This is a genomic window from Williamsia sp. DF01-3, from assembly GCF_023051145.1.
Lineage (GTDB): Bacteria > Actinomycetota > Actinomycetes > Mycobacteriales > Mycobacteriaceae > Williamsia.
This window is the reverse complement of the sequence record NZ_JALKFS010000005.1, coordinates 492,813-517,626: the sequence shown is the minus strand read 5'-3', so window position 1 is coordinate 517,626 and position 24,814 is coordinate 492,813. Positions and strand designations below refer to the sequence as shown.

Genomic DNA, 24,814 nt, shown 5'->3' with positions numbered 1-24,814 from the left:
AAACCGGGGGACGCTCGGCCCGTAGACCGAGCAAACCCAAGTTCCACGGGCGGTAGGCCTGGCCCGCTCGGGAAACCCGCCGACGCTCGGTCTGCAGACCGCGCCCATCCCAGCCACCCGAGCCACCAGCCGGGCACGCTTGCATAACCCGCCGACGCTCGGTCTGCAAACCGCGCAAAGCCCAGACATGCGAGCGCCGAACCAGCCCCCGACCACCCATGTCCGCACGTCACAGCGTCGCGGCGAACCTCCCGCGAATCACCGGGTAAGGGAACCCTAATGTTCGGGTACCCAAACTTTTGAAAAAGGGCTCCCTACCTGCATAAATGCGGCCATTCGATCAGTTGCAAACAGTCGTGAGCGGCGCTTACGTTGGTGTGGTGATATCCGCACTCCTGGTCAGCTTCGGCGTGATCTTCGTGGCCGAACTCGGCGACAAGTCCCAGCTGATGGCAATGACGTACGCCATCCGCTACCGCTGGTGGGTTGTCCTGCTCGGCATCACGGTGGCCACCACCGCCGTGCATGCGGTCTCCGTTCTCTTCGGCCACGTACTCGGTCTCTCGATCCCCACCGACCTGATGACAATCGTCGGCGGACTGGCGATGTTGCTGTTCGGCTTCTGGACCCTTCGTGGCGACAGTCTCGACACCGACGAATCCGACAAGGCCGATCGGGTGAAGAAGTCGGTGCTGTTCGCGGTCATCGGATCGTTCTTCCTCGCCGAACTCGGCGACAAGACAATGCTCGCCACCATCACCCTGGCCACCGACCACAACTGGGCCGGTGTCTGGATCGGATCGACCGTTGGCATGGTCGCCGCCGACGCCCTGGCCATCGCCGTCGGCGCAGTCCTCGGCCGCAAACTCCCCGAGAAGGCGATCGCATACGGCGCGGCTGCACTCTTCTTCGTCTTCGCCGCGTGGCTCACCACCGACGGCCTGGTGACCGCCAACAACTTCATCGTCACGATGGCCACCATCACCGCCGTCGCCATGATCGTCAGCGCCGGCACCTGGTACGTCCACAGCCACCGTGAGCAGAACCGGGCAGCCGAACGCGAACGACTCCTCGCCGAGCCAGAACCGGAAGCCGGCCTTCCCGGTGAGCATCCCGCCGGCCTCGTAGCCGAGCGACCTGTCGCCACAGCCACTGACTAGGGTGATCCCAGCGGGCTGAACAACCCCCGCGGACACTTTGTAGAAGGGACGGCATCAGTGGAGATCTCAGGATCAGCGGTATTGGTCACCGGCGGAGCATCGGGACTGGGCGCGGCAACAGCAAAGCGCTTCGCCGATGCCGGGGCGGTTGTGTTCGGGCTCGACCTGCAGCCTTCGATCGACAAGGCAACCGCGGTGGACGGCGTCACCCTCCTGGCAGCTGACGTGACAAGCGAAGCCGATGTCGAGGCAGCGCTGGACACCATCGCCGAATCCGGTGCCCCGCTCCGCGTCGCCGTGAACTGCGCCGGTGTCGGCTGGGCCAGCCGCATCTTGACGAAGAAGGGCCCCCACGAGCTCGACCTGTTCAGAAAGATCATCGAGATCAACCTGGTCGGCACATTCAACGTGATGCGTTTGGCCGCGAACAGGATGCAGAGCCAGGAAGCGGTGGACGAGAACGACCAGCGCGGCGTCATCATCAACACCGCGTCGGTCGCGGCATTCGAGGGCCAGATCGGGCAGATCGCTTACACCGCATCCAAGGGCGGCGTGCACGCCATGACCATCACCGCTGCCCGCGACCTCGCGCAGGTGGGCGTGCGGGTCAACACGATCGCTCCGGGCACCATCAACACCCCGATGCTCGACGGGATCACCCCGGAGTTCAAGAAGACACTCGAAGCCGGCATCCCGTTCCCCAAGCGCTTGGGCGATCCGAGCGACTACGCCAAGCTGGCCGCGTTCATCGTCGACCACGATTACCTCAACGGCGAGACGATCCGCATGGACGGTGCGCTGCGGATGGCTCCGCGCTGACCACTGACGTCACCAGCAACTGAACACTCAGACCGGACCGGCCTTCAGCCGGTCCGGTTCTGTTTCTGCCGCGACGTCACCGGGTTCTGCCGCGACGAACCGGAACCGCGCGCCAGTTCACGGGAGATCCGGAGAAGCGGTGCGGCGTCGCTGTCGAGGTCGTCGCCGGCGCCCGCCAGGACCTGCCGGACCGCTCCGGCTGATCCACCGAGGTCGACGTAGGTCTGCACGGCATCGCGGAGCGCGGTGGCCTGGGCCGCCGATTCGAGCTCATCGAAGTCGTCGGGTAGATAGGGGCTCAGCTGCAGCAACGCATCGCGGATCTCGACCACCCGCCGCTGGAAGAGCCAGATGATCGAACCGTCGAATGCACCCTGAGGTGGCGACGGCAACACCACCCCCGGAAGTGCCGAGGTGGTCAGAGCCCACAGCGGCTCGAGTTCGCGGTACTGGCTGCGGTGCCGGCGGTCGTGGTGCAGCGACATCACTCGCGCTCGCACCAGCGGGTAGCAGATGCCGGCGAGGAACAGCACCGCCCCCAGGACGGCGAGGACGGCCGCGACGTTCAGCAACACGTCGAGGTGCGCCACGTGCAGTCCGGCGGTGACGACGTACAACGTCTGGATCAGGGCCGCGACACCCAGCAACCCCAATCCGGTCGACAGGATGATCAGGGAGTGGCGCAGATATCCCTCGGCGTGACGTACGTATCGGCCGATCGACACCACGCAGGCCGCCATCCCATACGCCACGTAGCAGTCGGCGATCACGAAGAACAGCGCGTAACCAACATGGTGCACGGTCCAGTCCGACATGTGCTCGGTACGGACCGGCACGGGCGTCGCCAGCATCGCGATGTTGAGGCCGATCAGTGTTACCACCAATGGAATTGCTTCCACGCCGGCTCGCCGCTGCCGCTGCTCCTCGGTTGTCCCGTAGAAAAAGACGACTACGAGTGCGGCGACACCCATCGCGAGCAGGCAATAGATCGACAATCTGTCTGCGCCCGGGAAAAAGTAGTCGTTGAGCCATTGCCGGACGCGGGGGTTACCTACAACAAAAGCCAGAGTCGTCGCTGAGATCGCGACGGTCATGGCCACAGGCTGCAACCCGGTGGCTTCCCTGCGGAGGCGGTCGATACGCCAGCACAGAGCGAGGGCGAACAACGCCAACGCGATGGCGTTGACTACCCCTACAACCATCCGTTGTGCCCCCCGAGGATGCTCTGGATTCCCCGTAATCCATCATGGCCGGCCGTCTTTCCGACGCCCTGGACGGCTTTTGCCGCCCATTCTCCTATCAGTGTTGCCAAAAACTCCGCTTCCCATTCACGTTCATCCGAATAACACGTCCGACTCAGTGCATCGTCGGTGTCCTCGTCGCCTGCCGGACTCCCGATCAGCCGGTTCTCCACCTGTTCGAGCAACTGGTGACCTGCGATGAGGTGGCCGAACTCGTGGATGATGATTTGATCGCGGTGGAGCTTGGTCGTGGCAGCCTGACAAAAGAAATAGTCTGCATCGGCGGCCACCAACCAGACGCCGTTCGGCATCCCGGCCGGCATCGGGTGCGCAACGATCTTGATCGGCCTACCACGCCGGGCGCCGTAAAGATCGCAGAGTTGTTCAGCGTCGAGAGGCAGATCCAGGTCGAGACCGCCGAGTTCGCGGCGGCACAGTGCCCGTAGTTCGCGCTCGGATCGCATGCTCCATCTTAAGACGGTGCCCCCGTGATCAGTCTGCGGCTTCGTGCCTTTCGACCACTCGAAGTCCTGAATGACCATGCCCCAACTCAGGTTCGGCCGACTTCAGCAGGTCGGGCGGGTCGGCGGGCAGACCCTGCTGAACCCGGAGGACCTTGATGAGTTCGTTGACCACGGTGACCGAGTCACTCGACAGGCCGGCGAGACGGAACGCGGCGAGTTGAACGTTGCTGTCGGCCTGTAGCCGCATCAGGTCGATCTGGTCGCGAGTGCGCTGGGCGGCCCGATCTTCCAGGAAGTAGTGAACGTCGACGCCGAATGCCGCCGAGATGCCCTCGACCGTGCGGAACGACGGCGACTTGGCCTTCCCCGACCGGAGCTGGCTCAAGTAGGACTCCCCGAGACGAAAGCCCAGTTCAGTGGAACGATTGGCGATGGCTTTGGCGCTGTAAGCACGACCATTGGGGCCCGGGACCGTTCGGAACAGCTCTTCCAGACGTCGCGCGAAGAGTCCGGGATCAAACGCGTTCTCGGTGTCTGCTTGGTCCATGTTGTCGGTCATGCCACGCTCCACGCGCATTCTCCGTGTGCCTCCCAGTGAGGGCCGATCACCGAGCGGGGACCAGCCAGAAGTATGAAATTCACTACTCCGCACGCCGTGTTTGCCATATGGTAGCTTACAGCCCTGAGGCAGCCAAACAGCTTCATGCTGCGCGGAGTCGGTCTTCGGTACTTCACTTCCGGGCTCGTTCAACGCTGATCGAGCCCACCTGAATAAACCGTGAAGATGCCGAAAATTCAATAACCCGCCCCTGGTGATTTCCGGACTGGAGGACTCGATGCCGAAGCATCGCGTGAAGCGCCCGATCACGGCGTGGTTCTCGGTGCTCGTCGCGTCACTGGGGTTGGTGGTCGGTGGCATTCTCCTGGCCCTGACCTCGCCCTCCGCAGCTGCTGATCCCGCAGCCCCGTCAGAGGTCACCGTGACGTCGCGGCCCGGCTCCGACACGACCCCGCCGCCGAACTCGGACAACGGCAACGCCGACGACAGTCCGGGGGTGGACAGTACCGAGACGTCACGAATGCCGGCTCGATCGATCACCGGGCCGACACCTGACCACGGTCAAGGTGACGGCAACAGCGGCAACGGCAACAACGGGAACGGAAATGGCAACAACGGCATCCCCGGGAACAGTGGCAACAACGGTAACCAGGGCGGCGGCAATGAGGACGACGGCAACGAAGAGGGCGGGCTGACCACCGCCCCGACCGCCGTACCACCCGGAATCGAGTTGCCGGCCATCACGCTTCCGAACCTCCCGATCCCAGGCCTGCCGATACCCGGCATGCCGGGTCCAGACGCATCAACTCCCCCGGCACCGGGCTCCCCGACCACTGGTTCCCCGACACCGGGCACCGGCGCGCCCGATCTCCCCCAAGATGAGTCCGAACCGACTGTCCCACAGGGTGACCCGCTGTCTGACCCGCCCACCCCGCCCGCTGCCACACCAACCGCGTCGAACTGCCTGATGGGCGCCGGGACCGATGGCGGCTGCGCGGGCGCCGAGGTGGCTCGTGATCTGTCGCCTGCCGGACTGCTCGTCCTGGGTTCGGTCGCCTTGTTCGGCAGCGGCGCATTCCTCGAGTCGCTGCGCAACGGCCGCGGCTGACTTCTCTCACTTCTCGAGCAGACGGCGCAATCAATCCTGGCCGGGACGCACCTCATCGTGCACGGGCACGGCAGCAGGGCGAGGTAGATCCGAACCCAGCGGTACCTGTTGAGCTGCGGTGGTTGTCATCCATTCGCGCAACGCCTTCGTGGCACGCACGTCGTCCTCGTTGTATTCGAGCAATCTGACCCGCTGGGATTGATCCACGTCTTCGCCGTCGCGGCCCACTGCCCGCCGATACCACTGCATCGACGCCTCACCACCGGCTTCGTCGTCGCGCCAGTGGAAGCCCGCGTGGGGCGCCACCTTCTTGAGTCCCTTGCCCTCGGGGCTGAGGAAGTTCACGCTGACGGCTTCATAGATGTCTACCCAGTGCGGTGAGTTGATGAACTCCTGCACGGTTTCACGGCTCGGCACACCCGGCGATCCCGCGAACCTGTCAGCCGACCCGAGCAGCCAACGATTCTCGGCTTGTTGCGAATAGCAGTAGGCCGCAAAGGTTTTACCCTCACTCAGGGCCTTGTCACGTTCACCGATCAGCCACTGCCAGAACTCGGCGAAGGAGCGGGCCTCGTCCTGGGTGGGCAGGGGTTGCCAGGTGACGAAGGGGCGGTATCTGACCGCCCGGGAGGGATCGGTGTTGTCGGTGAGCAACGTGCCCCACAGGTAGGCGCCGTCGTCCTGGTAGCTCTCCATGTCCACGTCGACCTCCACGTCGGCCCGCGCCACCTGCACCTCGGGCATTCGCCGGATCAGCGTCACCTGAGCCAGCCAGGCACGCGCCAACAGGATCGAGTCATCGAGGCTGTTGCCCGGCCAGCCGTCGGGCACAGGACCGTCGTATGCGGCGAGTTCGTCCACCGTGCGAACGCCCACCGTCGCGAGCAGCTGGGTCAGATTGCCGTTGACCACCAGGCTCACATCGCGTGCCTCGCGCAGTTCCGGACCGCACTTGGACCACCACGCGCAGTTGCGACACTCCCCGATCCGTGAGGGCGCCGTCGATACCCGGCCCGCGGCGATGCCGGCCCGGCGCTCCAGCAGCGCGTCGTATCTGACCAGCGTGTCGGTGAGGTCGAGGACCACCATGCAGTCGGTGTCGAGGCCGATCACCGCGCCGACCGGTTTGCCCGTCCCCGGGTCGACCCCTGCGACGTCGAGCGCCTCGAGCATCCGGTACAGCTGCGCCAGCCGAACGGTGTCCCGCGAATTGCCGCGAACCTTCCGCGTTTCGTCGAGCATCGGCTGCCAACTCCACACCGGGCTGGTCACCGCGCCCGATCCGGGGTCGGAAGCCTTGTGATTCACCACGATGACGGGCACGTAACCCGGCTTTCGATGCGGATCGTCCATGCGGATCAGCAGCTCCGCCCACCCGCGGCGGCCACCGGCCTCGTCGTCGGGCAGGGACGCGCCCCAGATCCATCGAGCACCCGAGCTGATGGCCGCCATGGTCCGCTCGGCCCGCTGCCGGCTGCCGCCGCCGCTGCCCACGTCGGCCCAACCGCTGAGTTCGATCGAATGGACCGCATGGAGCATGTCGCGCACGCGCTCACGATGCTCGGCCGCCGCTTCTTTGCGCAGCGTCACCGCGGGGTCTTCGGCGACCTTCTCTGAGCCGGGGAATCGGGAATCGAGGGCAAGCCGATGTTCGCAACCGCTCAGATCCCTGGGACTGAGCAGCGGCGGTCTTGTCGGGCCGGATGGCACCGATGAACGAGTTGCCATCCACACCATCCTCTCCTCACCGATCTGGGGCACCTGCCGTACCCCCGCTATGTAATGCTTGTACCGCAACTGCAGGACAATTTCGTCAACCGCCGACGGCGATGCTCGACCACGCTAACGAGAGGTCCCCAACGCATGGGTTTGTTCAGTTCCGGACGCAAGGGCCGGGCGCAGCGCAAAGCTGAGGCCAAGGCCCTCAAGGCGAAGGCCAAGCTCGAAGCCCGCCTCGAAGACAAGTCCGGGCGCAAGTTCGCCAAGGAAGAGCTCAAGCAGCAGCGCAAGCTCGCCAAGAAAGCGCGCAAGGCGCAGGCCAAGTCGGACAAGAGTGCACTGAAGATCGCTGACAAGACGAACTCGGCGAGCGTCAAGATCGCGCAGGCCAACGCCAAGGCGGTCGCCGATGGCAAGGTGCTCTCGCCCGCTCGGGTCAAGCGCTATCTGCAGGTCGCAAAGGTGCTGTCGCCGATCCTGGTGCCGATCGCCTACCGCGCCAGCACTGCCGCCCGCGAGCAGATCAGCCGAATCCAGGCCGATCGCGCAGGTGTCCCTGTTGCCGAGCTGAACAAGTACAGCGGCCATGGCGCCGCTCTGTCGGCACGCATCGCCGGTGCGAACTCCTCCTTGCAGACCCTCACCGCCAAGCATCCGTCGGACGCCGAGACCAAGACCTTCGCGTCGACGATGAACCAGCGGCTGTCCGACCTGTCCACCGCTGTTGCGGCAGCCGAACACATGCCGGCCGCACGGCGCCGCAGTGCGCACGCCGCCATCAGCCGTGAGCTGGCCGCCATCGACGCCGACCTGCTCGCACGCCTCGGAGTGCGTCCCTGACCGCTCTGTCCATCCTCCTGACCGCCCCGGCGCTGGCAATTGCTGCCCACGGGGCGGCTTCAGGCGTTTTTCCTGACTCCGCGGGGATGCTGCTGCTCCTGCTGGTCGGAGTCGTCGCGGCCACCCTGTGTCGTCGGCTGAACTCCCCGCTCGCCCTGCTCGCGGTGCTGACCGGCGCCCAGATCTCCGGGCACGTGCTCCTCTCGGCCACCGCAGACCCGATGGCCCATGCGCACGGGTCGCAGACGCTGATGTTGGTGACCCACCTGATCGCGATCCCGGTGTGCGCGTTGCTCATCGCCGGCGGTACCTCGCTGTACGGGGTGATCACGTCGGTCCTGGCCGTCGTGCGCCGCCTCCTGAGCGGCCCGGTTGCCGAACTCGCGAGTTCACATCTTCCTTCTTCACCACATCTACGACCTCTGGTCGGGGTGTTCGCTCCTGGCGGGACAGGGGTTCGGGGTCCACCGGCGAATTGATCTTCGCCCACACCCTTCATCCGCCCGAGCCCGTGGATCGACACGGTCACCCGGGTGGGTTTTCACCCATCTCCGTTAGGAAACATCCATGTCTTTGTTCAAGCGACGCTTCCGTCTGCTCGGTGCGTCACTCGCAGCCGTCACGATGGTCGGTGGCCTGAGTCTGCTGGGCGCCGGTTCGGCCTCGGCTCACGTCACCGCGGCCGGCGACGGTCTCACGCAGGGCGGCTACGGCGTCATCACCTTCCGGGTCCCCAACGAGTCGGACACCGCCAGCACGGTGGAGCTGACCGTCGCCCTGCCCAACCTGACCTCCGCCCGCACCGAGCCGCTGCCTGGCTGGACCGCCGAGGTGAAGAAGGACCCGGCCACCGAAGAGGCCACGGAGGTGACGTGGAAGGTCGCCGACGGCAACCCCGGCATCCGCCCCGGCGAGTTCCTTCAATTCCGGGTGTCCGGTGGGCCCCTGCCGGAGCAGGAGACGGTCACCATGCCCGCGACGCAGACGTACTCCGACGGCGAGGTGGTCCGCTGGGACCAGCCGACCGTCGAGGGTCAGCCCGAGCCCGACAAGCCCGCGCCGACAGTGACGCTCGGCGCCGCAACCGCCGACGGTCACGCCCACACGGCGACTCACGAGGAGGACACCGAGACCGCCTCTGAGAACTCCGCGTCCTCAGACACCGACAGCACCGACGACACCGCCCGCTGGTTGGCCGGGGCCGGAATCTTGCTGGGCGCGTTGGGGATCGGCGTCGCGATCGGCGCCCTCGCGCGCAAACGCCGGTGAGGCGAGATTTCATGAGGCGTCTGACCTTCTCGATCGTCGCGCTGATGATGACCGTTCTCGCGACTGTGGTCTGGGCCCCGACCGCGTCGGCTCATTCGGCGCTGATCCGGTCTGATCCGGCCGATGGCGCGCCGCTGGCGGCCGGGCCCGCAGCGGTCACACTCACCTTCAACGAGCCGGTGCAGAAGAACTACGCCGTGCTGAAGGTGGTCGGGCCGGACGAGCACTACTGGCAGGACGGCGAACCGACGGTCACCGGCCGTACGGTCACCGTCCCGGTGCGCGAGTTGGGGCCGGCCGGCACGTACCTGATCAACTACCGGATCACGTCTGCCGACGGCCATCCGGTGGAAGGTCAGCTCGACTTCGAGCTCACCGTCGCGGGCTCGGGAACTCCGGGCCCTGCGGTGGACGCCGACGATTCCTCGTCATCAGGAATCCCGGTGTGGCCGTTCATCGTGGGCGGCGTCGTGGTGTTCGGTGCCGGCCTGGCGTTTGCATTGCGTCCCCAGCGGAAGAAGTAGCACAGTGACGACCGCGGGCGCGGTTCGGCGCGAGTGGTTGCTCGTCGCCGTGCCCGCGGTCTGGCTGGGCTTGTTGCTGGCCTGGGCGCTCGCCCGTCCCGCCGGCCCCGAAGCCGAATCGATCGCGGGGGCCGTCGCCCTGCTCGCCGGGATGACCGTGCTCGGGCTCTCCACCGTCAAGCTCCTCGGCGGCGAAGAGCTCACCCCGCCGGTGCTGCGTCTGGCATCGGTGCTCGCTGCGGTATGGGCGGTGTCGCTGCTGGTGGGTGCATGGCTGGGTGCCGCCGAACGGACGGGGCTCGCCCCGCACGAGGTGGGCATCAACGACTTCTTCCGGGTCAACGGCACCACCGCGGGTCTGATCGCGGCAATGTGCGCGCTGGCGGTCACCTTGTTCTGCGCGGTCTGGATCCGGTATCCGAGTCTGATCGCGCCCGAAGCCGTCGGCGCCCTCGCCGCGCTGGGTCTGTTGATCGGACCCGTCACCGGGCATCTGGGTCAGCTGACCGGCGGAGCACTGCTCATCGCCGTGCATGTACTCGCGGCGAGCTGGTGGTGCGGTTCTCTCGCGGCTCTCGCCCTCACCGTCCGCGGCCGAAAGGGCTGGGCAACCGTGCTGCCCGTGTTCTCGCGGTACGCGCAATGGCTGGTCCTGGCATTGATCGTCAGCGGTGTGATCGCTGCCCTGCTGGAGTTGGATTCGCTCAGCGAGGTCTGGTCCACCGGTTACGGCCGGATCCTGCTTGCAAAGTCGGTGGGCATGGTGGCGTTGCTCGCAGTGGCTGCCGACCAACGACGGCGGTGGCTGCCTTCGGCCCACACCCACCGCAGTTCCGAGCAGGCATCGCTGCGACGCGCGATCGTCGAGGTGCTGCTGATGGCGGTTGTCATCGGACTGGCCGCCGGGCTCGGGACCACCGCACCCAGCTGAGCCGGACCCGCCGGAACCGGGCATGATTGACGACGGCGCAGCCACGTACATGTGACATCGCCCCCGTCTCAGTGCAGGTCTGGATCAGTACCTCCGGGCCGAATCGAGACGCGGTGATCAGTCCGCCCGTCTTCGAAGGAGCTGAGCCGTATGGCCGACCCGGACTCCCAGCCCGACTCCGATCACTCGGGCGAGCGCCCCGTCCCGCCGGCCAAGAAGTCGGCTGCCAAAAAGGCTCCCGAGAAGAAGGCCGCGGCGAAGAAGACCGCTGCCAAGAAGGCGGCGAAAAAGCAGCCCCCAAGAAGGAGGTTGCGAAGAAGACTGCCGCCAAAAAGGCCCCGGCGAAGAAGGCTGGGCCCGGCAACACTCCACCCACAAAGGCGTCTGCGCGGAGAAGCTCTGACGCCGGCACGCCCGATCACGCCAACGCCGAACACGTCGTATCGCAGAAGGCACCCGCGAAGAAGCCCCCGGTACGCAAGGGTCCTGGCAAGCCGGGCAACACGGCTCCACCCAAGTCGACCCCGGCACAGTCGGCGGCTCCCCCGTCTCCCAAGACCGCTCCCGCCCCGGCCGCGACACCGGAACCCACACACCCGGAACCGTCGGCGCCTGCTCCGGCCGAGGATCAGCAGGCCCGGTTCACAGCTCTCAAGCGCACGGAACCTCTGCCTCTGCCTCTGCCTGAGCCGGCGACAACAGGCCCGGTGGTCAAAATCGGCAGCGCCGTGGTTTTATTGGCGCTCATCTTCCTGGCCGTGCGGCGGCTACGTCGATAGCCCGAGAGACGAAAGCTGTTGTGAGGATGCCAGTTCGCGTTGCCCGACCACACTCTCCGCTATCTTGGCGCCGATGACCTCTGCCTGAGCGATCAGTTCACGCCGGACGGCCGGGTCGTCGGAATCTGCGTCGTAGAGGAATTCGAGCGACGAAGCCTCGATGCGCGAGTAGTCCGCGATCCCATGGATCATCTGCAGCGTCATCGCCTCCTTGTATCCGTGACGCTGATGAGTCCCTTCGTCTATTCCGCCGATCGCCACCAGATGCAAGCCTTTGATGGCGCTCGGGGCGTCGGCGACTCGATCGTCATAGGCGAAGCCGCGGGTGAAGACGCGGTCGATCCAACCCTTGGCGAGTGCCGGCAGCGACCACCAATAGACCGGGAAAACCAACACCACCGCTGAGGCAGATCGCAACATCTGCTGTTGCTCCGCGACGTCCACGGGGACCCCGGCGAGCCCCCGGAAGTGGGCGAGATCGTCACTGTTGAAGGCGGGGTCGAATCCCGACGCCGCCAGGTCGTACGTTGCGGCAGTGAGGTTTTCGGCGGCGATGCTCTTCTTCATCGCTCGGGCCACATTCCAGGTGACCGATTGGGTGTCGGGGTGGACAACCACCAGGATGACATCGGGGTGCTCATCTGCGTTGCTCATACCGGCGACGGTAAACTATGACATCAGTGTCAAGGCAAGGTCCATCTCGAGAAGAGGCATCGATGTACATCAGCGACTTGAGTGACATCACCGGCGCCAGTTCCCGCATGCTCAGGCACTACGAAAAGGCAGGCCTGCTGACGCCGACGCGTGATCCGAACGGCTATCGGCGGTACCGGAAAGAAGACGTGCAGACCGTCGAGGACATCCGCTGCCTCTTGGCGTCTGGACTGTCGTTGTCGGAGTCCGCTTTCATCCTTCGCGTTGCGTGCGCCGATCCCGACGAGGCGACCGACGAGGAACGCCGTGAAGCACTACGTCAACTCGACGACCGCGAACGCCAGCTGGCCGACGCGATGCGTCGTCTTCGGGCACAGAGAGCCGGGATCTCCGAGCTACGAACGCATGTGCGCGATGCCATGCAGGCGTCGCGGTCGCCCGATCAGCTCTCTGGAGCGTCCAGCGCACGAAGATAACGCTTCGTCACCAGGCGTTGACCGACTCTCCCGAGCGGTCCCCCCGCCCTGGCGAGAATTGAGCGTGGCCGCGAGAAGGCTGCGACCACCAGCACCACACTGTCGTCGGCTCGGTGCTCGATACAGAACAGCTCCTCACCTGCCTCTGGGTGGCCGGGCAAGGTGCCGTAGGCGAAACCACAGCGATCGGGCTCGTCGAGCACGTACACAACTCGCACCGGCGCCTTCAGTCTGGCCGTACCCACGCCGAGCCCGACCAGCCCGACGCTTCCCTCGCTGACTGTCACGTCGGGACTGGTCACCGTCAGGCCGGCGCCGAGCTGCACCTGCCACCTCAGAACAGCGTCGCCGAGTTCACGAAACACTGCAGCACCGGATCCCACGACTCTTTCTCGTCGCAGGTGGTGGTAACCGGACGGCATACCGGTCTTGGTCGCGCCGACCTCCGGATAGGTGAAGTCCGCCGCCCGCAAACGACCCGCGGTATGCGAATCCATAGGTCGGACAGGTGGTTTGCTCATCTGTGGAGACTACCCACCAGGGTTTGCCTGCGGGCTGCTTCGCGACCACGTCGGCGCTGTCCACACCACGAGACGAGAGCGTCACGCGGCACGTCGACGCACCCACACCGCAGCAAAATGCAGCACGATACCCACTGCGAGAAGAAGCCCGCCATACATCCAGACCTCACCGCTCTGCTGGGTCAGCAGCAGCACGCACGAGGCGACACCGAGAATCGGGATGATTGTCGGTACCCGAAAATGCTTATGCTCGACGGGATCCCGACGAAGAACCAACACAGCGACATTTGTCGAGATGAAGACGAACAGCAGCAACAGCACCACCGTCTCGGCCAATGTCGACAGTTCGCCGTTGAGTGTGAGCAGCATGGCCACCAACGTCGTCGCCACAATCGCCGCCCACGGGGTACGCCGCTTGGGCAGCACCTTTCCCAGTGCGCTCGGCAGCAGCCTGTGCTCGGCCATACCGAAGGTGAGGCGGCTGGCCATGATCATCGTGAGCAGAGCGCCATTGGCCACGGCCACCAGCGCGATGAGACTGAAGACCCAGTCGGGGATGCCGACACCGGACTCCCCGACAACGGCCAGCAGCGGTCCCGACGACTCGGACAATGTGCTCGCGGGCAGGGCAATCGAGCTTGCGAGCCCCACGAGCACGTAGACGAGTCCGGCCGTTGCCAACGACCCGAAGAGGGCCAAGGGATACACGCGACTGGGATTGCGGATCTCTTCGGCGACGTTGGCCGAGGTCTCGAATCCGACAAAGGAGTAGTAGGCGATGATGGCACCGCTGAGGATGGCCATCGCGGGGGTCGAGCCGTCCGGGAACTCGGTCACCCGGGACACGTCACCTCGGCCTTCGCCGAGCATCACCCCGACCACCGCGATGACGATGACCAGTCCGCTGACCTCGATGATCGTCATGACCACGTTGCTCTTCACCGACTCACTGATGCCGCGTGCGTTCAGGCAGGCCACCAGTGCCAGGAACACCAGCGCGGCCGGGACGGTCGGCACATCGATGAAGGTCTTGAGGTATTCGCCGGAGAAGGCCAGCGCGAGTCCGGCTGCGCTCGTGACTCCTGCGGCCAGCATGCAGAAACCTACGAGGAACGAGACGATCGGTTGCTTGAAGGCCCGCTCGGCGAGTATCGCTGCACCGCCGGCCTGCGGATACTTGGTGACCAACTCGGCATAGGAGCCGGCGGTGAGCAGGGCCAGCAGAAGCGCGACGATCAGCGGCGCCCAGAGTGCCCCTCCCACCTCCTCGGACAGCACTCCCATCAGGGCATAGATACCGGCTCCGAGCACGTCGCCCAAGATGAACAAGAACAGCAGCGGACCGGTTATCTTCCGCTTCAGTTTGGATGCGGGCTCATCCCCTGTTGCCTGTGTTCCCGCTTCGGCATCAGCCGTCATTCGCATCTCCTGGTGCAACCGAGAATGTGCTGGTCGACGTAGCCCGAGGACCAGCTGTTCATACAGCGTTCGTATCCAGGTAGGCATAGCCTGCGAGCGACAATCGGAAACCTCGGCAAACCACAGGGGGCTGACGAGCGCTCCCTCCGGATCCTCAGCGATCGTGCACGATCACGCCGAGCCGACGATGAAGTCGCGCAATGTCATCGGCGGCCGGCCAGTGATGGTCTCCACATTGTCTGTCACCGCTGCCAGTTCACCCGCAGCAATCGCGGTGTAGGTGGACACCCAGGCGTCCACTTGCCAGTCCGGCGCCCCATAGGATTTCCGCGACTCGTAGGCTTCGTCGATCGTCTCGTTGTGGAATGTGACTGTGCGACCGCTGGTTTCGGTGAGAATCCGCGCCACCTCGTTGAAAGTGAGTGATTCGCGGCCGGTGAGGTCGTACGTCTCACCCCGGTGTGATGCCGGATCGGCGAGAACCGCGGTCGCCACTCGCGCGACGTCGGCGCGCGCCACCGCACCCACCGCGCCGTCTCCGGCCGGGCCACGGATCACGCCGTCGGTGCCGGCGAGGCTCGGCAGGAAATCGACGTAGAAGCTGTCGCGCAAGAACGTGAACTGCACTCCCGACGCGCGGATGTGCTCCTCCGTTGCCCAATGATCGCGCGCGAGAGTGAAAGTCGCGTCGGGTGCCGCATTCAGGAACGACGTGTAGACGATGTGTTGCACACCGGCCCGGACAGCCGCATCGACGAAGGTCCGGTGTTGGTCCAACCGGTCTTCGCTCTCCGAGGCCGACACCATGAACAAGGTGTCGACGTCCGCGAGTGCGGCGACCGCGGCGTCGTGGTCGCCGTAGCTCGTCTCCGCGACCGCTGCCCCGGGCAGCACTGGCGCGCGCCCGCGCGAACGCACCACCAACCGGAGAGCTGTCCCGGCCTCCGACAAGGCGCGCGCAACCAATCCCCCGACATTGCCGGTAGCTCCCGTGACCGCGATGGATGGATGTCGGGTCACCGGATTCTCCCGTCGTCGTGGACTCGCTGCGCCGAGCACGTGCTGTCAGTGCGGCACGTTGTCCTCGATGATGACACTGCGAACGACTCCGGACGATGGGACCCCGCAGCATGACCACAGCACAAACCATCGCGACAGCCAGCGTCTTCATCTGGCTGGGAATGGTCCTGGCCATATCCTCCCTGGACGTCCCACAGTTGGTATGTGACGGGATAGTTTTGACACCGACCGTCGGAAGGGAGGAATCGTGGACGAGAACGTGATCGAATCGCTGATCCGGTGGACGGATTCAGGTGCGGTATGGCGCGTGACGTCCCGGACCGCTTCTGCCGTGACCATCTCCATGTACACCTGCGACGGTGGCGAAGAAGTACAGCGCCTGCAATCGACTGATCCCGCGGTCCTCGCCTGGCTGGGCGACAGGACGGGCAACGAGGTGGACGATGCCTGAGCGTCGCGACCGCGACCCCGACGGCCGCGCACGGCAGGCCCGGCCGCGAGACGAGCTGGGCAGGCCGCTGCCGTACGGCGCCGAGGGTGTCGAACCGGTCTCCGAGGAACCGTTACCACCCGCCGAAACCATCGCGCTGGCACGTCAACTCATCGACGCCGGACGTCCGTTCGCAGCCCACGAGGTCTTCGAGGTCCGCTGGAAGACATGCCCGCCCGACGAACGGGAGCTGTGGCAGGGGCTGGCTCAGATCTGCGTCGGCCTGACGCATCACCTACGCGGAAATCCCAGGGGCGCAGCGCGTCTCGTCGAGCGCGGGGCGGGCCGACTCCTGCGTTACAGCCTGGTCGATGCGACGCCGTACGGACTCGATCTGGACGCGGTCATCGCGTGTGCGGAGCGACAGGTCCAGGACACGCGCTGAGTGATGCCGGCCGCGCGGAACACACGGCCGGCATCGTCGGTCACCGACCGGGCAGGAACTTCAGCGACTTCACGAACGCCGGAACGGTCCGCAGGAAGAGCCCCTGCGGCACGCCCTTGATGCCGCCAAGACCGATCACCCGCTGCTCGGCAATCGTCTGGGGCTCGGTGTATTTGAGAAGCCCTTCGGCGCCGTGGCGGCGGCCTACGCCCGACTTGCCCATACCGCCCATCGGAGCCGCAGTGGAACCCCATGCGGCCGCGTAGCCCTCGTTCAGGTTCACCGTGCCGGCGCGCAGTTCTGCGGCAATCTTGCGGCCTTCTTCCGACGACCCGGCGAAAACGCTTGCGTTGAGGCCGTATTCGGTGTTGTTGGCCTCTGTGATGGCCTCGTCCACGGAATCCACCGGGTAGATGGCGACAACCGGTCCGAAGGTCTCGCCGGCGAACGATTCCATCCCGTCGGCAACCCCGGACAGAACGGTCGGCTCGAAGAAGAAAGGTCCGAGTTCGGGACGGCGGTGTCCGCCGGCGAGAACCACGGCGCCCTTGGACTTGGCGTCCTCGACGTGCCGTTCGGCGGTGTCGACCTGGTCCGCCGAGGCCAACGACCCCATCTCCGTGGAGAAGTCGTAGGACTTGCCCACCTTCATCGCCGACACCCGCTGCGCGAACTTGGCGGAGAACTCATCGGCGATCGGCTTCTCGACGTAGATCCGCTCGATCGAGATGCAAAGTTGTCCGGAGTTCGAGAAGCAGGCGCGCACTGCGCCTTCGACAGCGTTGTCGATGTCGGCGGTCTTGGTGATGATCATCGGGTTCTTGCCACCGAGTTCGGCCGAGAAACCGATCAGACGACGGCCGGCCTGCTCGGCGAGCTGCGCGCCGGTTTCCGAGGACCCGGTGAACATGAGGTAGTCGGCCTGAGCCAAGATCTCTTGTCCCACAACAGAGCCCGGTCCGGGCACGACGGCGAACAGATCCTTCGGGAGACCTGCCTGGTAGAGCAACTCGACCACGGCGAGGGCGCAGTACGGCGTCTGGCTGTCGGGCTTGAGCACCACCGCATTACCGGCCATCAGAGCGGCGACCCCGTCCGAGGCAGCCAGGGTCATCGGGTAGTTCCACGGCGAGATCACGCCGACGACACCCTTGGGCTGATACCGAACGCGGGCGTCGGTGGCCAGGGGCAGCATCCCTTTGACCTTGCTCGCCGCCAGGAGCCGCGGGCCGGTCTTGGCGTAGTGCCGGGCAGTCATGGCCACGTCCAGCACTTCCTCCTGGGCGTAGGCGCGCGCTTTGCCGGTCTCGGCCTGTGCCATGTCCGCCAACGCATCCCTGTTCTTGAGCACCAGGGCCGCGAAATCGATCAGGATCTTGGCACGGTCACGCGGCCAGAGTTTCGCCCACTCGACCTGTGCGGCGCGCGCCCGCTCGAACGCGGCCTGCACGTCGTCGGCGGTGCCGACCGGAATTGTGGTCATCTCCTCGCCCGTGAACGCCTCGAGAACCGGGCGCGTAGAACGGGCGTCCGGATCATCGATGGCGATGAGCCCTCGCAAACGGTCGAACGTGGCTGTATCTGGCTTGCCCATGATCTGTCTCCTATTCGGCCGCGACGAGCACGATGCCGTCGTCGTCGCTGTATGCAAGGTCGCCGGGATTGAAGGTCAGACCGCCCAGTTCAACAGGGACGTCCCGCTCTCCGGCTCCGGACTTGGTGGACTTGCGCGGGTTGGTGCCAAGCGCCTTGATACCGATGTCGATGCCGGCGAGCAGCTTCGAGTCGCGGACCGCACCGTTCACGATGATCCCGCTCCAGCCGTTGGACCGGCCGAGTTCGGCGATCACGTCGCCCACAAGGGCGGTGTGCACCGACCCGGCACCGTCGACGACGAGCACCCCACCGTTGCCGGGTTCGCCGAGCACCTGCTTGAGCAGGGCGTTGTCCTGGAGGCACCGAACCGTGGTGACCCGGCCGACGAACTCCCTGCGCTTCCCGAACTGCGTGAACTGGAGGTCGCAGCTGCGTACCTCCTCGCCGATCTCGTCCACGAGGTCGGCGGTGGCTACGAAGGTGATCTCACTCATGCACCTCAGCCTAACGACTCTTACTTACCGACCGGTAACCACCGCTGACCGGCCCGCATCCGAGGCAGCTGAACGCGGCCGCGGACATCAGTCCGGGAGCACACCATCGTCTGGTCCGCCGACCACGGCCTCGGTGCCGCCGATCTCCACGACGTCGCCGGTGACCAGTTGTCGGCCGCGCCGCGTCTCGGTCTCACCGTTCACGCTGACCAATCCGTCCGCGATGACTTCTTTTGCCTCGGCCCCGGATTCGATGAGATTCGCCAGCTTCAGGAATTGGCCCAGTCGGATGGAATTGTCTCGGATCGGAACTGTTTCTCGGCTCACCGTTCAATCCTCCCATCTGAGAGATAACGTTACTGCGGACCAGCTGCGGAAAGGCAACACCTGTGAGCGTCGATTCACCCGAAACCACGGTCGACTCAATCGATGTGAGCAGGGAGGCAACTCCTGCGCCCCGTCGGCCGACTCGCCTGGTCCCGCCTGCGGGATGGTTCAAGAACGCGCCGCGGTACGTCAGTTGGGTTGCGGGCGTCCTCGCCGCCATCTCGCTGCTCAGCAGCATCTCCCTGCAGTTCCGGCGCCTCACCGAGGTGCCGCGCGACTACGTCGACAATTATCTGATCTCCGCACCCGACACCAGCTTCGCCTGGGCGTTCGTCTTGGCACTGCTCGCCTTTGCACTCGCATCCCGCAAGCGGATCGCGTGGTGGATCACGGTGGCGTACGTCGCCGTCTATGCCATCGGAAATGCGCTCTACCTATTCGAGCCGTTGTCGTCGGAGAACGGTGTGAACACCGTGGTGCGGATCAATATCTGCATCGGTGTCGTCCTGCACGTGTTTGCGCTGATGTATTTGATCGCGAGTTATCGGCAGTTCTATACCCGTGTGCGCCGTGGCGCTCTCTGGCGCGCTGCCGGCGTGCTGGTCGCCGGCCTGGTCATCGGTTCGCTGATCGGTTGGGCCCTCGTCGAGATCTTCCCCCACACCCTCACCGCCTCCCAGCGACTGCCGTACGCGATCAATCATGTGGTGACGTTCGGGTCCGTCGACCTGTCGACCGACTTCGACGAGCACCATTCCTATGCGCCCGTCGAGACGTTCTTGGGCCTGCTCGGCGCTCTGGCGCTCATCGCCGCAGCGTTGATCCTGTTCCGTTCGCAGCGGTCGAACAACTCGATGACCGCGACCGACGAGAGGTTGCTGCGGCTGCTCATCGATGGCTTCAGCGGCGACGACTCACTTGCGTATTTCTCCACCCGCCACGACAAAGCGGTTGTCTTCGCTCCCAACGGCATGGCCGCGATCACCTACCGGGTTGAGGTCGGCACCGCGATGGCCGGTGGAGACCCCGTGGGCGACAAGCGCTACTGGCCCGACGCGATCGCGGAGTTCCTCAAGATCTGCGACCGGTACGGCTGGCATCCGGGCGCCATCGGCGTGAGTGCCACCGGCGCGGAAGCGTGGGACGCTGCCGGATTCACCACACTCAACATCGGCGACGAGGCGATCGTCCACACCCGCGGTTACAACCTCAACGGGCCGGAGATGAAGGCCGTCCGGCAGTCGGTGGCCCGCACCAAGCGCGCCGGCATCACCGTGCGTATCGCCCGCCACGAGGATCTGTCCCCCGAACAGATGGCCGCGGTGATCGCGCGCGCCGACGAATGGCGCGACACCGACCAAGAACGTGGCTTCTCGATGGCTCTGGGACGTCTGGGTGACCCCGCGGACGGACGGTCCATCCTCGTGGAAGCCGTGCAGGACGCGGGCACCGCGAACGAGAAGGTCGTCGGCATGCTCTCGTTTGTCCCTTGGGGCCAGACCGGCGCATCCCTCGATGTGATGCGCCGCGACCGGGACTCGATCAACGGACTGGTCGAGACGATGGTGACCGAGTTCGCCGAGAACGCCGAGGCCTTCGGCATCCTCGACATCTCGATGAACTTCGCAGCCTTCCGTGTGGTGTTCGAAGAAGGCGGCCAGATCGGCGCAGGCCCGATCATGCGGGCGATGTACGGCGCCCTCACCTTCGCGTCGAAGTTCGTGCAGATGGAATCGCTGTACAAGTCGAACGCCAAATACCACCCCGAGTGGGTTCCCCGGTTCCTGTGTTTCGAGGACGGCCGCACGATTCCGCGGGTCGGCCTGGCCGCCGTGGTCAACGAGGGATTTGTGAAGCTGCCGAAGTTCGGGCAGGGCAACGACTTCACCGGCGATGCCTCCTCGGTGCCGCCGGGTGTCGACATCGACGCGATCGCCGCGGAGATCGCCAGCGAGGAAAAGGCCGAGCATCGCGGACCGCGGCGTCCCGAGCAGGTCCGCGTCCGTCTGGCCAAACTGGAGCAGCTGACCGCGGCCGGCGTCGATCCCTATCCGCCTGCCTATCCGCCCACCCACACCATCGCGCAGGCCGTCAGCGCGCCTGAAGGGACCACCGCCCGGGTGGCGGGCCGCGTCATCCGCATGCGTGACTTCGGCAAGGTCGTGTTCTGCGATGTGCGCGACTGGAGCGGGGACGTGCAGGTACTCGTGGATGCGAGCGCGCTGAAGCCGGAAACCCTTGACCTGGCAGGCACCGTCGACCTCGGCGACCTCATCGAGGTCAGCGGAGTGGTGGGGCGCAGCCGCAAGGGCGAGTTGTCGCTGCTGGCCAAGGACTGGCGGATGCTCGGCAAGTGTCTGCACCCGTTGCCGGACAAGTGGAGTGGGCTCACCGACCCCGAGGCGCGAGTGCGTCAGCGGTACGTGGACCTGACCATCAATCCCCGAGCCCGCGAACTCATGAGAGTGCACAGCGCCATCGTGAAGTCGATGCGCGACCACCTCTCCGGCCGCGACTACCTCGAGGTGGAGACGCCGATCCTGCAGCAGATCCACGGCGGCGCGAACGCGGCCCCGTTCCGCACACACATCAATGCCTACGACCTCGACCTGTATCTGCGGATCGCTCCCGAGCTCTACCTCAAACGGCTGTGTGTCGGCGGCATGGAGCGCGTGTTCGAGATGGGCCGCAACTTCCGCAACGAAGGTGTGGACTTCAAGCACAACCCGGAGTTCACCAGCCTGGAAGCGTATGAGGCGCACAGCGACTACGACCGCATGCTGCACCTCACCCGCGAGATGATCCAGAACGCCGCGGTCGCCGCGCACGGCGAGCAGGTGGTCTACATCGAGGGCAAGGACGGGGAGATCGAGAAGGTCGACATCTCCGGTGAGTGGCCGGTGAAGACACTGCACGGCGCGGTGTCGGAGGCGATCGGCGAAGAGGTCACCCCGTACTCGGAGGTGGAGTACCTCAAGGAATTGTGCGACAAGCACGAGATCCCCTACCGCAACGACTGGGATGCCGGGCAGGTCGCGTTGGAGATGTACGAGCACCTGGTGGAAGACCAGACCACGTTCCCGACGTTCTACAAGGACTTCCCGACGTCGGTGTCGCCGCTGACGCGTCAGCACCGCACCATCCCCGGTGTCACCGAACGCTGGGATCTGGTCGCGTGGGGTGTCGAATTGGGTACGGCCTACACCGAATTGACCGACCCGGTGGAGCAGCGCCGGCGGCTCACCGAACAGTCGTTGCTCGCCGCGGGCGGCGACCCGGAGGCGATGGAACTCGACGAGGACTTCCTGCAGGCCCTCGAGCACGGCATGTTCCCCACCGGCGGGCTCGGCATCGGAGTGGACCGCATCGTCATGTTGCTCACCGGACAGTCGATCCGGGAGACGCTCGCGTTCCCACTCGCGAAGCCGAAGTGACCGCTCTGAAGGTTGACGCTTGAACTGGTACATGACCCACGTGGTCGAGACAGGCCGGTCTGCGGCCGTGTTCGCCCTGGTCGGTTTCATCGTGACCTACGGCATCACGCGTTGGATCACCCGATCCATCCGGGCTCGGAGTGAGAACACGCCGAACGATGCTGAGGCCGCGTCAGGCGGACCAGTCAACGACATCTACATCGGTGGAGTACACATCCACCACCAGGTGTGGGGCATCTTGCTGATCCTCACCACCGGGCTGCTCGAGTTCCGGTTCCAACCCGACCCGCCGTGGCGCGAGGTGTTGGCCGCGGCGTTCGGGATCGGCGCCGCCCTCGCGCTCGACGAGTTCGCGCTATGGCTGCATCTGGAAGACGTGTACTGGTCTGAAGAAGGGCGCAAGTCGATCGACGCGGTGATGATCGCGACGGTGTTCGGTGTTGCGATGCTGGTCGGCACCACTCCCCTCGGCGGAATCGACGAGGGCAATCCGTCCAGCACCAGCGTGGCCATCACAGCGTTGATCGTGCTCGTGCACGTCGCCTACTCGGTCATCTGTCTGCTCAAGGGCAAGCTCGCGACAGGACTGATCGGGCTGCCGGTGCCGCTACTCGGGTTGATCGGCGCATTGCGGCTGGCCCATCCGACCTCGTACTGGGCGCGCAGGTTCTACTCTGAACGCAAGCTCGAGCGCGCCGAGCGCCGGTTCGAGCTGTACGTCGGTCGTCGTGACCGGATGCGTGATCTCGTCGGCGGTCGCGAACAGCGAACGCCCTGACCGCCGCACCCATCTCCGGCGCTCAGAGAACGAGATGACCCATGTGTCGCTGGCTCGGCTACTACGGGAATCCGATCAACCCCCAGGAACTTCTCTACGACCCCGAGCACTCGCTGATCCAGCAGAGTCGCCTTGCTGCGCCCGATGTTCCCACCGCAAACGCCGACGGTCACGGACTGGGCTGGTACAGCGAGGCGGGCCGTCCCACGCTGTTCCGTAGCGCCGCCCCCGCGTGGGGTGACGAAAACCTTCGCGAGCTGTCGGCGACGGTGCGATCGTCGTTGTTCGTTGCACATGTGCGGGCGGCCACCGGTACCCCAGTGCAACAAACGAATTGCCATCCATTTCGGTATGGACGGTGGATGTTCGTGCACAACGGCTTCATCGCCGACTTCCGACGTCTCCGACGCGACCTCATCCTCGCCGTGCGACCGGACCTGTTCGAGAGCATCGGAGGATCGACGGATTCGGAGGTGATGTTCTACCTCGCGCTGACCTTCGGGCTGGAGGACGATCCACTCGGCGGTCTGGAGCGGATGGCCGGTCACATCGAAGCGTTGGCGGCATCGCAGGACATATCCGAGCCTGTCCAGATGACGATCGGGCTCACCGACGGTGAGCGGCTCTACGCTGTTCGCTACGCGAGCGGCCCGGTGGTCAACACGTTGTACGTCAGCGGCGACGTCGAGTCGGTCCGCAAGCTGTATCCGGAGAACGAACGACTTGCGCACTTCTCCGAAGAAGCCCGCGTGGTGGTGTCCGAACCGCTGGTCACGCTTCCCGGGCTGTGGCACGAGGTGCCGCCGTCCAGCGCTCTCATCGTGCAGAAAGGTCCGGACGAACAACGACCGTTTCGGCCGCAGCCACCCACCTGACCAGTGTCCGCCGGCAGTGCCAAGTGGTGAGCCCGGCATAGAATGGCTCGATGCAGCTGCAGCCGCCCGGCGCGTTCTTCAACATCTGCGGCCTGCGCACCCATGTGGTCGTGGAGGGCCAGGGTCCACCACTGCTTCTCCTGGCCGCTCTCGGCGGCAACTGGTTCGACTTCGACCACCTGGCCGAACTGCTCCGCGACCGGTGGACGGTGATCCGATACGACCGGCCCGGCTACGGCTTGTCCGATCCACTCCCTCCCGGCCAGATCCCGTCGATCGACGACGAGAACCGGCGGATAGACGAGCTGCTGGACGCGCTCGGGGTCACCGAACCCGTTGTGGTCGCGGGGCATTCGCTGGCGTCGCTCTACGCGGAGGGATTCGCCCGCGGCCGTCCGGAGCGGGTGGCCGCAGCCATCATGCTCGACGGCTCCTACGTGATGCTGCCGCTGCAGATGGTGCCGCCAGGCCTCAGCAACCGGTTGGCGCACCTCACCGCACACCTCATCAAGGCTCTGCGGCTTCCCCGGTCGGCCGGCATCCGCGGCCATGCGATCGCGACGTCGCCCGGGCCACCGGGTGGGTACACAGCAGAGCAGCGCCACTGGATAGCGGAGGTGCTGGGTGGAAATCGTTATCCACGAGCACTTCTCGTCGAGCAGGCCGCATTCGGAGTTCTCAACTCAGAGCTGGTGGCCATGCGACGTACCATGCCCCTCCCGGCGCCGACTCTGGTTGTCTCTGCCCTGCCCGGGCGGCGTACACCGGTCCGACTGTTCTGGAACTGGAAGCAGGCCCGGTACGCCCGATTCCTCGGCGCCGACTACACGCCCGTCGTTCCCGCGCGCCACTTCTTCATCGTCCAGCAGCCCGATGTCGCTGCCGGGCTGATCGAGGATTTTGCCGCACGCGCGATCGCCGGCAGGTAGTCC

Annotated in this window: 27 protein-coding genes; 16 read left to right on the top strand and 11 right to left on the bottom strand. The window is 65.5% G+C overall.

Annotated features, from left to right (window positions below; all coding sequences use genetic code 11):
- The first annotated feature begins 380 nt into the window (after positions 1–380).
- Complete coding sequence (locus MVA47_RS04315; RefSeq protein WP_247206813.1) at positions 381–1,160, top strand: TMEM165/GDT1 family protein; 780 nt, start codon at positions 381–383, stop codon at positions 1,158–1,160.
- Between the two features lie 57 nt (positions 1,161–1,217).
- A complete protein-coding gene (locus MVA47_RS04310) occupies positions 1,218–1,979 on the top strand; it encodes an SDR family oxidoreductase (RefSeq protein ID WP_247206812.1) in 762 nt (253 codons plus the stop codon).
- 44 nt (positions 1,980–2,023) lie between these two features.
- Here the strand turns inward: MVA47_RS04310 and MVA47_RS04305 are convergent, their stop codons facing one another.
- Genes MVA47_RS04305 through MVA47_RS04295 form a run of 3 tightly spaced genes read right to left on the bottom strand, consistent with a single transcriptional unit; the run spans position 2,024 to position 4,243 of the window.
- The gene (locus MVA47_RS04305) at positions 2,024–3,181 is read right to left on the bottom strand and encodes an MAB_1171c family putative transporter (protein WP_247206811.1); all 1,158 of its coding nucleotides are present in this window, start codon (positions 3,179–3,181) and stop codon (positions 2,024–2,026) included.
- Positions 3,172–3,684 carry a hypothetical protein gene (locus MVA47_RS04300; protein ID WP_247206810.1) on the bottom strand — a complete coding sequence of 171 codons (513 nt, stop codon included), beginning with the start codon at positions 3,682–3,684 and terminating at the stop codon, positions 3,172–3,174. Before MVA47_RS04300 ends, MVA47_RS04305 begins: the two co-directional genes overlap by 10 nt.
- Before the next feature lie 28 nt (positions 3,685–3,712).
- Positions 3,713–4,243 carry a helix-turn-helix domain-containing protein gene (locus MVA47_RS04295; RefSeq protein ID WP_247206809.1) on the bottom strand — a complete coding sequence of 177 codons (531 nt, stop codon included), beginning with the start codon at positions 4,241–4,243 and terminating at the stop codon, positions 3,713–3,715.
- A 277-nt stretch (positions 4,244–4,520) separates the two neighbouring features.
- Between MVA47_RS04295 and MVA47_RS04290 the strand changes: the two genes are divergently transcribed.
- Entirely contained in the window at positions 4,521–5,351 is an 831-nt protein-coding gene (locus tag MVA47_RS04290) for a hypothetical protein (protein ID WP_247206808.1), read from the top strand.
- 30 nt (positions 5,352–5,381) lie between these two features.
- Here the strand turns inward: MVA47_RS04290 and MVA47_RS04285 are convergent, their stop codons facing one another.
- Positions 5,382–7,079, bottom strand: a complete 1,698-nt coding sequence (locus MVA47_RS04285; protein WP_247206807.1) for a TM0106 family RecB-like putative nuclease — start codon at positions 7,077–7,079, stop codon at positions 5,382–5,384.
- A 135-nt stretch (positions 7,080–7,214) separates the two neighbouring features.
- On the opposite strand from MVA47_RS04285, the gene MVA47_RS04280 reads away from it, so the two are divergent.
- The 6 genes from MVA47_RS04280 (at position 7,215) to MVA47_RS04255 (ending at position 11,413) form a co-directional block, all read left to right on the top strand.
- Positions 7,215–7,910: a DUF6474 family protein gene (locus tag MVA47_RS04280; RefSeq protein ID WP_247206806.1), complete on the top strand. Its 696-nt coding sequence runs from the start codon at positions 7,215–7,217 to the stop codon at positions 7,908–7,910.
- Between the two features lie 86 nt (positions 7,911–7,996).
- Positions 7,997–8,389, top strand: a complete 393-nt coding sequence (locus MVA47_RS04275; protein WP_247206805.1) for a YtxH domain-containing protein — start codon at positions 7,997–7,999, stop codon at positions 8,387–8,389.
- A gap of 88 nt (positions 8,390–8,477) precedes the next feature.
- A complete protein-coding gene (locus MVA47_RS04270) occupies positions 8,478–9,179 on the top strand; it encodes a YcnI family protein (protein WP_374474089.1) in 702 nt (233 codons plus the stop codon).
- A gap of 11 nt (positions 9,180–9,190) precedes the next feature.
- The gene (locus MVA47_RS04265) at positions 9,191–9,703 is read left to right on the top strand and encodes a copper resistance CopC family protein (RefSeq protein ID WP_247206804.1); all 513 of its coding nucleotides are present in this window, start codon (positions 9,191–9,193) and stop codon (positions 9,701–9,703) included.
- A 4-nt stretch (positions 9,704–9,707) separates the two neighbouring features.
- The gene (locus MVA47_RS26945; RefSeq protein ID WP_247206803.1) at positions 9,708–10,634 is read left to right on the top strand and encodes a copper resistance D family protein; all 927 of its coding nucleotides are present in this window, start codon (positions 9,708–9,710) and stop codon (positions 10,632–10,634) included.
- A 113-nt stretch (positions 10,635–10,747) separates the two neighbouring features.
- Positions 10,748–11,413: a hypothetical protein gene (locus MVA47_RS04255; RefSeq protein WP_247206802.1), complete on the top strand. Its 666-nt coding sequence runs from the start codon at positions 10,748–10,750 to the stop codon at positions 11,411–11,413.
- On the opposite strand, the gene MVA47_RS04250 is transcribed toward MVA47_RS04255, so the two are convergent.
- On the bottom strand, positions 11,402–12,067 hold the full coding sequence (locus MVA47_RS04250) for an NAD(P)H-dependent oxidoreductase (protein WP_247206801.1): 666 nt from the start codon (positions 12,065–12,067) through the stop codon (positions 11,402–11,404). The genes MVA47_RS04255 and MVA47_RS04250 overlap by 12 nt on opposite strands.
- A gap of 62 nt (positions 12,068–12,129) precedes the next feature.
- Here MVA47_RS04250 and MVA47_RS04245 point away from each other — a divergent pair, with 62 nt between their 5' ends.
- Positions 12,130–12,543 carry a MerR family transcriptional regulator gene (locus MVA47_RS04245; protein ID WP_247206800.1) on the top strand — a complete coding sequence of 138 codons (414 nt, stop codon included), beginning with the start codon at positions 12,130–12,132 and terminating at the stop codon, positions 12,541–12,543.
- Here the strand turns inward: MVA47_RS04245 and MVA47_RS04240 are convergent.
- The 3 genes from MVA47_RS04240 to MVA47_RS04230 form a co-directional block, all read right to left on the bottom strand.
- Positions 12,510–13,064, bottom strand: coding sequence for a DUF1990 family protein (locus MVA47_RS04240; protein ID WP_247206799.1), 555 nt, complete (start codon positions 13,062–13,064; stop codon positions 12,510–12,512). The genes MVA47_RS04245 and MVA47_RS04240 overlap by 34 nt on opposite strands.
- An 81-nt stretch (positions 13,065–13,145) precedes the next feature.
- Positions 13,146–14,483, bottom strand: a complete 1,338-nt coding sequence (locus tag MVA47_RS04235) for an APC family permease (RefSeq protein ID WP_247206798.1) — start codon at positions 14,481–14,483, stop codon at positions 13,146–13,148.
- A 171-nt stretch (positions 14,484–14,654) separates the two neighbouring features.
- Positions 14,655–15,503, bottom strand: coding sequence for an SDR family oxidoreductase (locus tag MVA47_RS04230; RefSeq protein WP_247206797.1), 849 nt, complete (start codon positions 15,501–15,503; stop codon positions 14,655–14,657).
- A 247-nt stretch (positions 15,504–15,750) separates the two neighbouring features.
- On the opposite strand from MVA47_RS04230, the gene MVA47_RS04225 reads away from it, so the two are divergent.
- Together MVA47_RS04225 and MVA47_RS04220 are read left to right on the top strand one after the other, a co-directional pair.
- Positions 15,751–15,954, top strand: coding sequence for a hypothetical protein (locus MVA47_RS04225; protein WP_308280481.1), 204 nt, complete (start codon positions 15,751–15,753; stop codon positions 15,952–15,954).
- Positions 15,947–16,378: a DUF309 domain-containing protein gene (locus MVA47_RS04220; protein ID WP_247206796.1), complete on the top strand. Its 432-nt coding sequence runs from the start codon at positions 15,947–15,949 to the stop codon at positions 16,376–16,378. Before MVA47_RS04225 ends, MVA47_RS04220 begins: the two co-directional genes overlap by 8 nt.
- A 40-nt stretch (positions 16,379–16,418) precedes the next feature.
- On the opposite strand, the gene MVA47_RS04215 is transcribed toward MVA47_RS04220, so the two are convergent.
- From MVA47_RS04215 to MVA47_RS04205, 3 genes are all read right to left on the bottom strand, one after another.
- Complete coding sequence (locus MVA47_RS04215; protein WP_247206795.1) at positions 16,419–17,972, bottom strand: succinic semialdehyde dehydrogenase; 1,554 nt, start codon at positions 17,970–17,972, stop codon at positions 16,419–16,421.
- 10 nt (positions 17,973–17,982) lie between these two features.
- Positions 17,983–18,468: a ribonuclease E activity regulator RraA gene (gene rraA / locus MVA47_RS04210; RefSeq protein ID WP_247206794.1), complete on the bottom strand. Its 486-nt coding sequence runs from the start codon at positions 18,466–18,468 to the stop codon at positions 17,983–17,985.
- An 87-nt stretch (positions 18,469–18,555) separates the two neighbouring features.
- Positions 18,556–18,795 carry an RNA-binding S4 domain-containing protein gene (locus MVA47_RS04205; RefSeq protein WP_023955130.1) on the bottom strand — a complete coding sequence of 80 codons (240 nt, stop codon included), beginning with the start codon at positions 18,793–18,795 and terminating at the stop codon, positions 18,556–18,558.
- A 62-nt stretch (positions 18,796–18,857) separates the two neighbouring features.
- Between MVA47_RS04205 and lysX the strand changes: the two genes are divergently transcribed.
- From lysX to MVA47_RS04185, 4 genes are read left to right on the top strand one after another with little or no spacing between them, the layout of a single operon-like run.
- Positions 18,858–22,229, top strand: a complete 3,372-nt coding sequence (lysX, locus tag MVA47_RS04200; protein ID WP_374474084.1) for a bifunctional lysylphosphatidylglycerol synthetase/lysine--tRNA ligase LysX — start codon at positions 18,858–18,860, stop codon at positions 22,227–22,229.
- Positions 22,230–22,248: 19 nt separating this feature from the next.
- Positions 22,249–23,007: a hypothetical protein gene (locus MVA47_RS04195; RefSeq protein ID WP_247206793.1), complete on the top strand. Its 759-nt coding sequence runs from the start codon at positions 22,249–22,251 to the stop codon at positions 23,005–23,007.
- A gap of 41 nt (positions 23,008–23,048) precedes the next feature.
- Complete coding sequence (locus MVA47_RS04190) at positions 23,049–23,882, top strand: class II glutamine amidotransferase (protein ID WP_247206792.1); 834 nt, start codon at positions 23,049–23,051, stop codon at positions 23,880–23,882.
- 50 nt (positions 23,883–23,932) lie between these two features.
- Positions 23,933–24,811, top strand: coding sequence for an alpha/beta fold hydrolase (locus tag MVA47_RS04185; protein ID WP_247206791.1), 879 nt, complete (start codon positions 23,933–23,935; stop codon positions 24,809–24,811).
- The last annotated feature ends 3 nt before the right edge of the window (positions 24,812–24,814 follow it).